Below are 15,041 nucleotides of genomic sequence, written 5' to 3'. Positions count from 1 at the left end.
TAAGCCGGTCACTAACACATTTATAGCATATGCTTGAATTTCTACGCTCTTATCATTTTGTTTATAATGTGCTAATAGTTGTATTTTCAACACTTATTACATTATTATGTATCCCTTCAATATTACATGTTGCGCGTGCCCGCCATTTATATGATGATGTTGGCCATTTCAGGAAACAACATGATCATGGTATTCCCCGCTTAGGAGGTGTTGCTATTTTTGTAAGCTTTACTATTACAGTTTTGTTATTCAGTATTATCGACAAATCGTTGCCGATTAGTTACCTGCTTACCGCATGTATTATTTTGTTTGCAATGGGGCTGAAGGATGATCTTTCGGGGGTTAATTCAAGTACCAAATTCATGATCCAGTTTGTGGTTGCCGCCATACTTGTTATCCCCGGAGATATCCGGATCAGCAGCATGTATGGGGTGTTTGATATTGCATCGCTGCCATATATCCCCAGTGTAATATTGTCAATACTTGTTATTATGCTTATCATCAATTCTTTTAACCTTATTGACGGTATTGATGGGTTGGCTGCAACTACCGGGATTATTGCCAACAGCGCTTTTGCGGCGCTTTTTATTTATATGAACCAGTACGAGCTTGCAGCAATTTCACTTGCCATGGTTGGGGCGGTGGTTGGTTTTTTGCGTTTTAACGTAACTCCTGCTAAAATATTTATGGGCGATACCGGCGCCCTACTCATTGGCCTGGTATCGGCAGTAATGGCTATTAAATTTATTGAGTTAAGTAAAGTTTCGACGGTCAAACTGCCTTTCATATATACAGCACCGGCATTAATCGTAGCGATACTTATAGGTCCTGTTTTTGACACGCTAAGGGTTTTTACTATCCGGATCTTAAACAAAAAATCCCCTTTTGATGCAGACCGCAACCATATCCACCACCGTATGTTAAAAATGGGTTTAACGCATCTGCAAACTACTTTTGTTTTAGGATGCCTGAACCTTGTTTCGATAGTAATGGTGCTGGTATTTAATAATTTAAATAACTCCTGGCTTATTGTTCTTATATTTTTATTGTCGATATCCTTTAACGGGATGATCACTTATTTTATCCGTTCAAAAAAAGGCGAAGCCCTGGTAGTCCGGAATTTTAGCGACTAATAACCAATTGTAACCTGCAAGTAGTAATACCGTAAATAAGCAAATTAACCATCCATCTTCATTAACTTTGATGCTTTATTTATCAGCATACCATGAAGATAGCTATAAACGGGTTTGGTCGCATTGGCCGCATATTTTTAAGGAATATTTTATTACATCCCGAAATACGGGTGGTAGCTATAAATGATCTTACCGATACGCAAACCCTCGCGCATTTATTTAAGTATGACTCTGTTCATCGAGGGTTTAAGGGTACGGTGAGTTTTGATGATAACAATCTTGTTATTAACGGTAACTGTATACGGGTATTTGCCGAGCGCGACCCTTTTAACCTGCCCTGGAAGGCTCTGGATATTGATATCGTAATAGAGTCAACCGGTAAATTTACTTCCAAACAGGGTGCTGAGGCTCATTTAACCGCCGGGGCACGGCAGGTTATCATATCTGCACCATCAACCGATAAAAATGTACCAACTGTAGTGCTTGGCGTAAACGACCAGGAGGTTGACCTACAATCTCCTGTGCTGTCAAACGCATCATGTACAACTAATAATGTTGCCGCAATGGTAAAAATATTAGATGAAAACTGGGGCATCATTGATGGTTACATTACCACCGTTCACTCTATGACAGGCGATCAAAGCCTGCATGACGCACCTCATAAAGATCTTAGGCGGGCAAGGGCTGCATCGGCTTCTATTATACCCACCACTACGGGGGCTGCTAAAGCAATAACAGCTATATTCCCTCATTTGGACGGCCGTTTGGGCGGAGCAGGGATTCGTGTACCGGTACTTAACGGTTCATTAACTGATTTTACCTGCAGCCTCAAAAAGCAGCCAACCATAACTCAAATTAATGAAGCATTTAAACAAGCTGCCAACGGGCCAATGAAAAATGTACTTGAATACACTGAAGACCCCATTGTGTCAACTGATATATTGGATAATCCGCACAGCTGCATTTTTGATGCGCAGCTAACGTCAATAGTGGGTGGCCTTGTAAAAGTTGTTGGCTGGTATGATAATGAAATGGGATACAGCAGCCGGCTGGCCGATTTGGTAGTACGAATAGCCGAACTTAAAAAACAGCCTGCCTAAACAATAGTATAAGTTATTTTCTGTATAATTTTGAGTAGCGCCCGGTATACGCGAAATAAGCGTTGCTGCTTTAATTTAATGGAATTAAAATTTCCTGTTCCATGAATTTTTTCAATTTTGCTGCATGATCAGGTTTGTAAAAGTTGATGAGCTGCTGCATCTACGTAATGAGGTACTGCGCGAAGGCAGGCTCACTCTTGATGAATGCCGTTTCCCGTCAGATGATAATGAAGGCAATTTTCACCTTGGCTATTTTGTTAATGATGAACTGGCTTGTATTGCTTCGTTTCACCCGCAAAGTTATGGCGAATTTAACGGTACAGGATACCAGCTCAGGGGTATGGCCACTATCGAAAAATATAGAGGGCAGGGCTTCGGCAATCAGTTGGTTAACTTTGCTTTGGTATACCTGCGAGGGCATAAGGCCGATTATCTGTGGTGCAATGCCCGTAAAAAAGCAGTGCACTTTTATAACAACCTTGGTTTTGAGGTCGTTTTGCCCGAATTTGAGGTGCCGGGCATTGGTCCTCATTATGTAATGTATGTTAAAATAAGATGAAATTTTGGCCGATTAAAACAGCTTTTTTCGTTTTTCGTTCAGTATTTTGAATTAAAATGCCCAATTTGCGCCCGTTCATAACAAATGACCCTTTAATAGATATGAAAACAGTAGATCAAATTAGTTTTGCAGGTAAAAAAGCCCTCATCAGGGTTGATTTTAACGTGCCTCTTGACGAGAATTACAATATTACCGACGATAACCGTATGACGGCAGCTTTGCCAACCATAAAAAAAATATTGAAAGATGGTGGCAAAGTTATTCTGATGTCGCACTTAGGCAGACCGAAAGATGGTCCTACAGAAAAATATTCATTAAAACATATCGTATCTCATTTGTCTGATCTGCTTGGTCAGCAGGTACAGTTTGCTGATGATTGTATCGGCGAGCAGGCTGTTGAAAAAGCGAAAGCGCTTGGTAACGGCGAGGTTTTATTATTAGAAAACCTTCGTTTTTATAAAGAAGAAGAGAAAGGTGATGTTGCCTTTGCCGAAAAATTATCAAAATTAGGTGATGTATATGTGAACGATGCATTCGGTACCGCTCACCGAGCGCACGCTTCAACCGCTATCATCGCTCAGTTTTTCCCTGACGCCAAATACTTTGGCTACCTGATGGCAGCCGAATTAAACAATGCTGAAAAGATCCTGAACAACGCACCTAAGCCATTTACAGCTATTATGGGCGGTTCGAAGGTATCGGATAAAATAGAGCTTATTGAAAAATTGCTTGAAAAAGTGGATAACCTGATTATTGGTGGTGGCATGGCTTATACATTTGCTAAAGCTGATGGTGGTAACATTGGTACCTCACTGGTTGAGATGGACAAGCTTGATCTGGCAATCAGCCTAAGGCAAAAAGCTAAAGAAAAAGGTGTAAACCTGTTATTGCCTTTAGATAACATCATTGCCGATGCATTTTCAAATGATGCTAACACGGATGTTGCCAAAACCGGCGAAATAAAAGATAACTGGATGGGTCTTGATATCGGCCCGGAAACGGTTGCTTTATTTAGCAAGGTGGTTGAAGAATCAAAAACCATTTTATGGAACGGCCCGATGGGGGTTTTTGAAATGGAGAAATTTTTAGGCGGAACCAAAGCCATTGCCGAAGCTGTGGCCAAAGCTACTGAAAACGGTGCCTTCTCGCTGATAGGTGGTGGTGATTCTGCCGCTGCGGTAGCCAAATTTGGCATGACCGATGAAGTAAGCTACGTATCAACCGGCGGCGGTGCTTTGCTTGAATACATGGAAGGTAAAGAATTGCCAGGTGTAAAAGCAATCAACGACTAATAAGGATTAAAACAGACAAAAAAAGCTCCGGTAACGGGGCTTTTTTTGTTTAAATCCGTTGCTGATCAATTTATTCCCTGATAATTATCTTAACTTCAAATTGAGTTTTGCATTGTTGTTTAAGCCAATTATGAAATATGATCAACATTAATTCGGGAGGAGAGGCTCAACACACGTTTGACGCCATTGTGATTGGATCGGGTATCAGCGGCGGATGGGCTGCCAAAGAGCTGTGCGAAAAAGGGCTGAAAACATTGGTACTGGAACGTGGCCGGAATGTTACACATTTAAGGGATTATCCAACAGCTACTAAAAATCCCTGGGATTTCCCTCATCGCGGGCATTTACCTGAAGCTATAAAAAATGAAAATCCGATAGCTGAAAAGTGTTACGCATTTAGCGAGGCTACAACTCATTTTTTTGTTAAAGATAAAGAACACCCGTATGTTCAGGAAAAGCCGTTCGACTGGATTCGCGGGTACCAGGTGGGAGGGAAATCATTGCTGTGGGCCAGGCAAACCCAGCGCTGGAGCAAGTTTGATTTTGAGGGCCCGGCAAGAGATGGCTTTGCTACAGCATGGCCTATAAGTTACAACGATATTGCACCATGGTATAGTCATGTAGAGTTATTTGCCGGCATTGCCGGTAACAAGGATGGATTGGAAACGCTGCCGGATGGCGAGTTTTTACCGCCATGGGAAATGAATGTGGTTGAAAAGCAGATTCAAAAAAGAATAATGGATGCATACCATGACAGGCATGTTGTTATTGGCAGGTGCGCGCATTTAACCAAACCGCAACCAGTTCATTTACAACAGGGCCGGGGGCAATGCCAGGCCAGGAGTTTATGTGAGCGCGGTTGTCCGTTTGGGGGTTACTTTAGCTCTAATTCATCAACCTTGCCATGGGCGGCCAAAACGGGGAATCTTACCCTCCGGCCCGATGCCGTAGTACATTCAATTATTTACGATGAAAAAAAGGGAAAGGCAACAGGTGTCAGGGTAATAGATGCACACACTAAATCGGTTACCGAATATTATGCCCGTATTATTTTTGTAAACGCAGCTACGTTAAACTCTAACCTTATTTTACTCAATTCAAAATCAGGCAGGTTTCCAAACGGTTTAGGAAACGATAATGATTTGCTTGGCAGGTATATTGCATTTCATAATTATCGCGGATCGTTAACGGCAACCATTGATGGTTACCTGGATACCTATTATTATGGCCGGAGGCCTGCTGCGGTTATGATGCCAAATTTCAGAAATGTTTACAAGCAGGAAACCGACTTTTTAAGAGGGTATATGACGTTTTATAGCGCTACAAGGAGCAGTTGGGGGCATGCTGTTGATGGCGATCAGATTGGGGCTAACTATAAGGAAAATATCTCCGAACCGGGCAACTGGAATGTATATATGATGATGCAGGGCGAAACCATTCCCAAGGCCGAAAATAGGGTGAGCCTGAGTAAAGACCGAACAGATGAATGGGGAATACCGTTACTGTCAGTTTCGGTAGATTATGATGATAATGATGTAAAATCCCTAAATGATTTTTTGCAGCAGGGTGCTGAGATGCTTGATAAGGCTGGATGTAAAAATATCACCCCTAATGATAGCAAACAGGCGCCTGGTTTAGATATCCACGAAGTTGGAGGGGTAAGGATGGGAACCAATCCCAAAAACTCGTTGCTAAATAAATGGAACCAGCTGCATGAATGTCCTAATGTGTTTGTAACCGATGGAGCTTGTATGACATCTACCGGCACTCAAAATCCTTCTTTAACTTTCATGGCCCTTACTGTGAGGGCTGCAAATTATGCTGTTGATGAATTGCGGAAAAATAATATTTAGTGCTTGGCTTTCTGTTAAGCCTATTGACAGATTACTTATCTGGTTTTCAGATAGATTGGATGATTGATAAATAGTATTTTCGCAGATATTGAAATTGGTTAGTCTACATATCCGGAGTTTTGAAGAGAAAGACCGCCAAAAACTTAGTGAAATCTATCTGCTTTGCCGGATCCAGACTTTTTACTGGACAGACAGCTCCTTGTTTACGTTGAATGACTTTGACGCTCACACACGTGATGAAGATATATGGGTAGCCGAATATGATGATCAGATAGCAGGCTTTATGGCAGTATGGCCTCCCGATGCTTTTATTCATCATTTGTATATCGACGCCAGATACAGGGGAAAAGGTACTGGGAAAGCACTGCTTGCTTTAGCAGCTCAAACTTACCCAACTCCGCTTAGTTTAAAATGTCTCATTAAAAACGAGGCAGCGGTTCAATTTTATCGGGCTTTAAATTGGGAAGTGAGAGATAGCGGCACTGACAGCCTTGGAGATTATTACGTAATGCAGCAAAGTATATAATAAGTAATGAGCGTTCCCAATATGGAAACGCTCATTTTATTTAATTATTGAATTTTAACCGAAGTCACCACATCATTTGCATTTGGAAATAGGGTGGTAAAATTAGCTGTGTTTGATGTTCGTGTCCAGGATGTACCGGTAGAGTTATCGTTTGCATACATCGTCACTGTCCAACCGGTTGGGATCTTTACCGACGAAGCCCAGTTATCTACAAAGCCATAAGCCTGCAATTGTGCCAGGGTATAAGTGCCCTTAGGTATGGCACTCGTTACTGTACCGCCGTAATTGATGTCCTGGTAAAAAGTTATCCCTGTAGTACTGGTTCCCGTATATACAGTAGACTTGCCGTATAACGCGTTTGATACACTCGAAAGGTAAGTATGTACGTCGCTATTAGGCAAATTGTAATACAGATAGATGCCATAATTGTTATTTACAGTTTGGGTTGCCAGTGATGCTGCTGTTGATGAACTGGTACTTTGAATATCAATAGCGGCCGGGCCAAGGTTGGCTGCGGTTAATCCCGGAACATTTGGAACAGAATAAGTGCCATAAATAGCGTTCCAGCTATAGTTAACTTTTGAGCCTACCGTTACACCATTGTAGCTCAGCCGTGACGCAGCCGGGCCATAAAAGTAAAACGAAATTATTTTGGTAGGCATCAGGTTACGTAAGGCAGTAACAAGGTAAACAAATGAGCTGTCGTTTGGCTGACCGGTACCATTGGTGCCATAGTCGGCATATTCATCGTCAAAGTCAATACCGTCCAGGCCGTAAGTGGTAACGGCGTTGCTTAATTGCTGAGCAAAATCATTTGCGGCAGCCTGAGATGGAAAATTAGAGATCCCCGCGCCCTGGTGATTGCCCAAAATAGATAACAATACCTTAATACCTTTAGCCTGCAGGCTTTGAATATAAGTGGCTTTATTGTTGAGTACGTTGGTTACTTGCGGGTTAAAGTACAGCACTGCTTTTTGCGTGCCGGTGTCATAGTTGATGTTGGCCGCAAATATAATAGCAATATCAAAAAGCTGCTCCCCGGTTGAAAGGGTATAATTACCCACATTGCGGATATCATTATTATTTACCTCCACATAGCAAACACCCTTAGGCCCGGCCACGCCTATGGCATTGGTGCTTAACTTTGACGGAGTGTTGCCGGCATCAGTAGGCAGTGCCGCTTTTTCTTTTTTACAGGCGGATGTGAGGAGTACAACTGCGCCGAATAAGGCGGTTAGTGTTTTTGTAAGTGGTAGATTAAAGTTTGTTCTCATAATTGGTGTGTTTGTTAAATTGTTTATAAAAAGATAAATTGTTTTAGCATAACTGGTTTGCATAAAGCCGGCCCATGGCATAGCCAGGGGATAGTCACTATCTCAAAAAAAAACTGTTTAAATATTTTAGGTTGCCGGGCGCTTAGGTCCTCGCTCCGGTATTATTTGGTTCAAAGTAATAGACCATTAAACGTGTATAATCGCCTACAGGTTTTAATTATTATTTTATAAAAATATTACTATGGTTAATAAATGTGCTTATTACACTTAATTTTAACTATAACAAAAACCTTTGTTCTGTAACAAAAAAGAGGCTTTTTGTAAATTGCCGTATGGTTAGTTGTCCTTTTTATTTTATTCGGCTACATTTGATTGACTGACAAAAATTTTATGAAGAAAAATTTACTTTTCATTTTCTGCCTTTTGCTTTCGGCATCAGGCCTGTACGCGCAGCCCAAAGCGCCGGATGCTGATTACATTAAAGCCAATTACCAGAAATATGAATACCAGATCCCAATGAGGGATGGTAAAAAGCTGTTTACCTCGGTATATGTACCTAAGGACCAGTCAAAAAAATATCCTTTTATGATGGACAGGACCCCGTATAGCGTAGCGCCCTATGGTACAGAACTGTATAAAGGCAGCCTTGGGCCATCATCATTATTCGCTCACGATGGGTACATCTTTGTTTACCAGGATGTACGTGGCCGTTGGATGAGTGAAGGTATTTACGAAGAAATGACCCCCGAAAAGGAAGATCATAAAACCAATAAAGATGTTGATGAAGGCACGGATACTTACGATACTATCGACTGGTTACTGAAAAACATCCCCAATAACAATGGCAAGGTTGGTGTGTGGGGTATTTCGTATCCGGGCTTTTATACCACAACAGCTTTGTTAAGCCGTCACCCGGCCCTGGTAGCCGCATCGCCGCAGGCTCCAATTGCCGACCTGTATCGCGATGACGCATTTCATAACGGTGCCTTTATGCTGGTAGCAAACTTTGGTTTTTATCCGGGCTTTACCAACAGGCAGGACGATAAACCAACCCAGCGCCGTGGCAAAGGCTTTGACGCAGGCACCGAAGATGGGTATGACTTTTTCCTGAAGATGGGATCGGTAAAAAATTCAAACACTAAATACTATAAGGATACTATCCGTTTATGGAACGAAATGCTTGATCACCCTAACTACGATCAGCATTGGAAAGACCGTAATGTGCTTTATCATTTGCATGATATAAAAACAGCGGTACTGGTAACCGGCGGCTGGTACGATGCCGAAGATTTATACGGAGCTATCAATACCTATAAAACGCTGGTTAAAGAAAATCCTAAAACCCCGGTTTACTTTACCATGGGCCCTTGGGTGCACGGGGGCTGGGCACGAGGTGACGGGGATCACCTGGGCGATGTGGGGTTCGGCGGCCCTACAGGCCCTTTCTACCGTGAAAAAATTGAGTTCGCCTTTTTTAGCCACTATTTAAAAGGTACTGCTGACTTTGACCTGAAGCCGGTATCAACGTTTGAAACCGGTGTTAATCAGTGGAAAACCTATAACACCTGGCCTCCAAAAGAAGCTACAGAAAAAAATCTATACCTGCTTCCCGGTGGCAAGTTGTCTTTCGCAGCCCCTGTAGCAGTTGCAAATACTTTTGATGAGTTTATATCCGACCCTAACAAACCGGTGCCTTTCATCAATAGTATTGATATGGATATGAAGCGCGAATACATGACCGCCGATCAGCGTTTTGCATCGCAACGTCCGGATGTGCTTACTTACGAAACTGATATTTTAGATAAGGATGTAACCATCGCAGGTAATATCTGGACCAATCTTAAAGTATCAACTACTGGCACAGATGCTGATTGGGTGGTTAAAGTGATTGATGTTTATCCCGACTCTACCAAAAATACCAAATGGGCTGGCAAGGAGGTGTACCTGAGTGGCTACCAGCAAATGGTACGCAGCGAGGCCATGCGCGGCAAGTTCCGCAACGGTTTTGATAAGCCCGAACCTTTTGTGCCTGGAAAAGTAACGCCGGTAAATTTTGAATTACAGGATGTGCTGCACACCTTCAAAAAAGGGCACCGCATGATGGTTCAGATACAAAGTACCTGGTTCCCGCTTATTGATAGGAACACACAGCAGTTTCAGGATATTATGAAGGCAAAAGATACCGATTTTAAAAAGGCTACACATAAAGTTTATACATCCAAAACAAACCCAAGTTACTTAAAGGTTAGGGTTATGGAATAAAATACTTGCAATGCAAGTACGACAGCCTCATGTATTTACATGGGGCTGTCGCATTTTATACCATAATGTCGTAAAGGTTATTAATTAAACCTATAGCCATGTATAAATATATCATCCTTTTTATGATAGCTTCAGTCTTATTGGGCTGTAAAAAACATAATCAGCAAACCGGCTGTCCAAGCCAGGCCTGCACGCTGAACTTCGCATCGCTATATGTAAATTTTGTTGATAAGGATGGTCAAATGGCATTTGGAAAAGATGTAAAGGTTGTAAATCTACGTACCAAACAAACCGTAATAGCTAAAGGAAACCCGGGGCCTCCTTCAACAACTGTAGGCCCGCATTTGTATACCATCGCTACAGATAATAATAAAAATGAGTTCTCGACCGAAGGCGATGACGTGGAGCTTACTGTAACCAATATCCAAACAGGTGCCACCCAAACCGCGCTGTTTAAAATTTCGGGTGGATGTAATTGCCATATAGCTAAAGTATCCGGTCCGGCTACTATAGTGCTTAATTAATACATTTTTTTCCTACGATAAAAGGCTGCAAGTGAAAATTGCGGCCTTTATGCTTGCGCTTATTTAAACTAATTATAAATAAAACTTGCAGATAAAAAGTCTTTTTATACTTTTGCGCTTAATTAGACTTAATCTAAATAGAATGACGAATAATCTTTACTATTACCTGCGCACAATCCCCTTTTTAATTTTATTCCTGTTTGTAAATATCTTGATCCTTAAAGCTGATGACGAAGGCAATAACGGCAAAATAACCGGTGTTGTTAAAACCAGCGACGATAAGCCGGCTTCATTTGTAAATGTTGCCATTAAAGGATTAAATAAAAGTACCACCACAACCGATAACGGATCATTCGCTTTCAATAACGTTAAACCGGGCACCTACACCCTGGTTACTTCATATGTTGGTACAAAAACCGAAGAGCAAACTGTAAAAGTTTTCGCAAATAAAACAACCGAAGTATCCTTTAAACTTAATGAAAGCTCGGCCCAGTTAGATGAGGTGGTAGTTTCTTCAACAAAAACCATCAACCGTAAAAAGTTAAGCATCGGCAAAATGAACGTATCGCCAATGGACTTGCCGCAAAGCGTTACTGTAATAGGCCGCGATGTGCTTGATCAGCAGCAGTCATTGCGTTTAAGCGATGTTATCAAAAACGTAAATGGCGTGTACCTGTACAGTGGAAGGGGCAATACCCAGGAAACATTTGGCGCCCGTGGTTATAATTTTGGAAGCAATAACATTTTTAAAAACGGGTTCAGGGTTAACTCGGGCGTTGTGCCGGAAATCAGTTCACTGGAGCGTGTTGAAATATTGAAAGGCAGTGCTGCATTGTTATACGGTAACGTTGCGCCCGGCGGCATCCTGAATATGGTAACCAAAAAACCTTTATTTACGCAGGGCGGCCAGGTGTCGATGACCTACGGCAGCTATGATCTTTACCGCCCGTCGTTTGACGTTTACGGCCCTATATCTTCCAAATTAGCATATCGCGTAAATGGTACCTATGAAAATGCCAAAAGCTTTCGCGATAATGTAAAATCAGAAAAAGAATACGTCAATCCTTCATTCCTGTACAAAATAAGTGATAAAACGACTTTAATTGTTGAAGGTGATTATCTTAACTACGATTTTACCCCCGATTTCGGAACCGGGCAAATCAATAACGTTATTGCCAACGCTCCTCGTAATCGGTATTTGGGTGCATCATGGTCAACCGGTAATACCAAACAAACTACCGCAACGGCAACCATTAACCATCAGCTTAATAGCCTTTGGCAGTTAAGCGGCGGTTTTTCATACCAGCACTTTAACCGCCAATACCAAACCACCGAACGTGTATTGCCTAACCCCAATGGTGACTGGGGCCGCACACTGAACCGGGCTAAAACGCTTGAAGATTATTATACCGGCCAGTTCAATATTACCGGACAATTTAACACAGGTGCTATAAAACACAATATTTTGGTCGGTGTTGATGCCGATTGGTACCGCAATAATGCTTATACCTACGTTACCACCGTAGATGGGGTTTCGACTTATCTTGACCAAACAAATACTAAGCAAAAAGCGGTTTATGATACCATCAACATTTTTGACCTTAATAAGTATATCCTCCGTACCGATAAACCGCAGATGAACCCGTTTTATAGCATTTTAACGGCTACCAATCGTTTTGGCGCTTATGCTAACGATTTGATCAGTTTATCTGAAAAAGTTAAGGTGCTTGCGGGAATCCGTTGGTCATACCAGTATGTAGCGCCTACGACAGTTACCAATTACAGCCCTATTGCCCCAGCCAAACCAGCTGCCGGGAAAGAAGATAAAGCGTTTTCGCCGCGTGTTGGGATCGTTTATAAACCAATAGCAAATACTGCCTTGTTTGCAAGCTATTCCAATTCTTTCATTACGAATACGGGGTCTGATATTAATGGCGCTCCGCTTGATCCGTCGATAGTTGACCAGTATGAAGTTGGCGTTAAAAATGATTTCCTGAATGGCAACCTGTCGGTAAATGTAACAGCATACCGTATTAAAAATAATAACCTGGCCCAAACTGCACCTTTCGGTCCCGATGGGAAAGAGAACACCAATACCAACATCAAAGTGCTGAGCGGTGAAACCAAAAGCGATGGGGTGGAACTTGATATCGCCGGTCACCCGGTAAAGGGCTTGGATGTATTGGCGGGCTATAGCTATACCAATGCCAAATATACTAAAACAGGAACCGCGCTGGGCAGTAACATAGCCGGCCAGCCTTTGCTGAATACACCAAAACACACCGCCAATACAAGCATATTTTATACCTTTTACAATGGCGATTTAAAAGGATTCAAAGTAGGTGCGTCTGTTTATTACCTGGGCGATCGTGTTGCGGGTAATACCAATACAGTTGGTCAAGCCCAAACTATATCAAGATTAGTTAATGTGCCGGGCTTTACAACGGTTGATGCTTCGGTGGGTTATACTTATAAAAAGATTTCCATTATTGGTAAGATCTCTAATATTGGCAACGTGCTTAATTACAATGTGCACGAAAACTATAGCATTAACCCTATACCGCCAAGGCAGTTCCTGACCACATTGAGTTATAAATTTTAATTAATTAAACTAACCGGGCATGGCAACATGCCCGGTTTTTATGCTTATAACAACCGATGAAAGTTTTTTTTCGCACCATACACCTTTATTTAAGCCTTGCTGCCGGGGTGGTTATTTTCTGTTCGTGCTTAACAGGTACAATGCTGGTTTTTGAAAAGGAAATTCAGCAGGCACTTCATCCGCAGCGGTACTTCGTAAAGCCGCAGGAAAAGAGGTTGCTGCTGGCTGATTTAACAGCAGGGGTATTAAAACAAATCCATAAATCAAAGCTGGCAACGGTTATGGTTTATGATGATCCTGCGCGTGCGGTAGAGGTTGGGCTTATTGTGCCCGAAAAGAAAAATAATAAATCGGTTGCCGCCCCAAAAGCAAACAGGCATGCAGGAGCTCATGGAAAAAAAGATATCAAAGCAAAAGGTGCCGAACGCGCAAACCTTATAGCTTTTGTAAACCCCTATACCGGGCAAATAGTTGATCGGTTTAACCGCAGGCAAACATTCCTGTATTCGGTAGAAATGTTTCACCGTTATCTGTTAGGCGGAAAGAATAGTGTGGGCGATTGGGTGATCAGTATTTCAACCCTCTTTTTCCTGGGGATACTGATTACGGGCGTAATACTTTGGTGGCCTAAAACCAAGGCCATTATGAAGCAGCGGCTTAAGATAAAATGGGACGGCAGCGGCAAGCGCCTCACGCATGATCTGCATATTGTCACCGGTTTTTATACCTCTATATTTTTGATCATCATTTCTGCCTCGGGTTTGGTAATGACCTTTAAGTGGGCAAATAACACTTTGTTTTTCCTTACTAACTCAAAAATTGCTGGTAAAGAAGATATCAAGGCTCTGCTTTCTGTTCATCAACCCGGCGTTACCGCCATCTCGCCAGATGCGGCTGTTAGTGCCTTAGGCAACAAAATAGCTGATGCCGAAAATTACACCATCCGTTATCCGCGCGATACGGCAGCGGTTTATACTTTTAATGTGCTTAAAAAAGGTTCCGCTGAACTGGCCACTGATACTTATTATATCGATCAGTACAGCGGCAAGCTTGCCGGAGTTATTTTGTATGCTGACAAAAGTCTCGGGCAGCGTATCAGAGGGGTAATTAAACCAATCCATACAGGTTCCATTTATGGCTGGCCTACCCAGGTTTTAGCTTTTCTTATTACACTTATTTCGCTGATCTTCCCGGTAACCGGGGTTATGATGTGGTTAAACCGGATTCGTAAAAAGAAGGAAAAACCAGTTCGTGGCAGAATGAGAGTGGTATCTGCTGAGGCAACGGTATAATACAATATCATAAGGGATTTATCATTCGGGCTTATAAAGGAAATCTCGTTTTTACAATATTATTATAGGGTACGAAGCGGAAAGGGCCCTACAGGTTCGCCATTTAAGTCGATGATTGCTTCGTACCTTGCAATCACGGATGTGGTATCAATACTTACTATTCATCTCACCGGCTCCCCAACCCTGATCCAATAAGGCCGGTAAGGGCTCCCATACTTTCTTATATCTTACCAATATTTCCAGCTTTTCCGCTCGTTGTCGGTAATATTCCGTAATATTTCTATGCAAAAGGGACGGAATGAGTGCGTTGCATTATGCTAAGGCCGGGTCTTTGTACTTTATAGGTGTATATGCGATTTGTTATGTTCAATAGCTTAATATACAAAATATTAGTACCCCAAGGCAGGTCAGATAGCTGAGGTTATCAAAGTAATGCTTTCGCAATAAATGGGTTTTTCTCCCACTTTCTAATAATTCAATATTTATAACTGAAATGTGATTTAACTAATTGGTTATTAGTCTGTTTTGTTGCAGGTGAAATTTTGGAAAATCTTCAAAAAATATAAAACAGACCCGGCTAAAAATTGTTGAAAACTTTTAGTGGGGGAAAGTGGTAGAAAGTGG

At 41.9% G+C, this 15,041-nt stretch carries 11 protein-coding genes; 10 read left to right on the top strand and 1 reads right to left on the bottom strand.

All coding sequences use genetic code 11. The features are described from left to right. The first annotated feature begins 29 nt into the window (after positions 1 to 29). The 6 genes from IEX80_RS24235 to IEX80_RS24210 all read left to right on the top strand — a co-directional run bounded on the left by IEX80_RS24235 (position 30) and on the right by IEX80_RS24210 (position 6,463). Positions 30 to 1,133, top strand: a complete 1,104-nt coding sequence (locus IEX80_RS24235) for an MraY family glycosyltransferase (protein WP_090529935.1) — start codon at positions 30 to 32, stop codon at positions 1,131 to 1,133. 92 nt (positions 1,134 to 1,225) lie between these two features. Next, a complete protein-coding gene (gap, locus tag IEX80_RS24230) occupies positions 1,226 to 2,233 on the top strand; it encodes a type I glyceraldehyde-3-phosphate dehydrogenase (protein ID WP_188834424.1) in 1,008 nt (335 codons plus the stop codon). 124 nt (positions 2,234 to 2,357) lie between these two features. Then, positions 2,358 to 2,792 carry a GNAT family N-acetyltransferase gene (locus tag IEX80_RS24225; protein ID WP_188834423.1) on the top strand — a complete coding sequence of 145 codons (435 nt, stop codon included), beginning with the start codon at positions 2,358 to 2,360 and terminating at the stop codon, positions 2,790 to 2,792. Between the two features lie 101 nt (positions 2,793 to 2,893). After that, a complete protein-coding gene (locus IEX80_RS24220; RefSeq protein WP_090531276.1) occupies positions 2,894 to 4,084 on the top strand; it encodes a phosphoglycerate kinase in 1,191 nt (396 codons plus the stop codon). 137 nt (positions 4,085 to 4,221) lie between these two features. Beyond that, the gene (locus tag IEX80_RS24215; protein WP_188834422.1) at positions 4,222 to 5,937 is read left to right on the top strand and encodes a GMC oxidoreductase; all 1,716 of its coding nucleotides are present in this window, start codon (positions 4,222 to 4,224) and stop codon (positions 5,935 to 5,937) included. Positions 5,938 to 6,031: 94 nt separating this feature from the next. Continuing rightward, a complete protein-coding gene (locus IEX80_RS24210; RefSeq protein WP_188834421.1) occupies positions 6,032 to 6,463 on the top strand; it encodes a GNAT family N-acetyltransferase in 432 nt (143 codons plus the stop codon). A 44-nt stretch (positions 6,464 to 6,507) separates the two neighbouring features. Here the strand turns inward: IEX80_RS24210 and IEX80_RS24205 are convergent, their stop codons facing one another. Beyond that, the gene (locus IEX80_RS24205; protein ID WP_188834420.1) at positions 6,508 to 7,737 is read right to left on the bottom strand and encodes an endo-beta-N-acetylglucosaminidase H; all 1,230 of its coding nucleotides are present in this window, start codon (positions 7,735 to 7,737) and stop codon (positions 6,508 to 6,510) included. A gap of 390 nt (positions 7,738 to 8,127) precedes the next feature. Here IEX80_RS24205 and IEX80_RS24200 point away from each other — a divergent pair, with 390 nt between their 5' ends. The 4 genes from IEX80_RS24200 to IEX80_RS24185 all read left to right on the top strand — a co-directional run bounded on the left by IEX80_RS24200 (position 8,128) and on the right by IEX80_RS24185 (position 14,417). After that, positions 8,128 to 9,999, top strand: coding sequence for a CocE/NonD family hydrolase (locus IEX80_RS24200; RefSeq protein WP_188834419.1), 1,872 nt, complete (start codon positions 8,128 to 8,130; stop codon positions 9,997 to 9,999). A gap of 98 nt (positions 10,000 to 10,097) precedes the next feature. After that, a complete protein-coding gene (locus tag IEX80_RS24195) occupies positions 10,098 to 10,523 on the top strand; it encodes a hypothetical protein (RefSeq protein ID WP_090529918.1) in 426 nt (141 codons plus the stop codon). Positions 10,524 to 10,665: 142 nt separating this feature from the next. After that, a complete protein-coding gene (locus IEX80_RS24190; RefSeq protein ID WP_188834418.1) occupies positions 10,666 to 13,125 on the top strand; it encodes a TonB-dependent receptor in 2,460 nt (819 codons plus the stop codon). A 56-nt stretch (positions 13,126 to 13,181) separates the two neighbouring features. After that, the gene (locus tag IEX80_RS24185) at positions 13,182 to 14,417 is read left to right on the top strand and encodes a PepSY-associated TM helix domain-containing protein (RefSeq protein WP_188834417.1); all 1,236 of its coding nucleotides are present in this window, start codon (positions 13,182 to 13,184) and stop codon (positions 14,415 to 14,417) included. The last annotated feature ends 624 nt before the right edge of the window (positions 14,418 to 15,041 follow it).

The sequence above is a fragment of the Mucilaginibacter rubeus genome (assembly GCF_014643835.1).
Classification (GTDB): domain Bacteria; phylum Bacteroidota; class Bacteroidia; order Sphingobacteriales; family Sphingobacteriaceae; genus Mucilaginibacter; species Mucilaginibacter rubeus.
The sequence above is the reverse complement of the archived record's forward strand: the minus strand, read 5'-3'. Positions and strand labels throughout refer to the sequence as shown.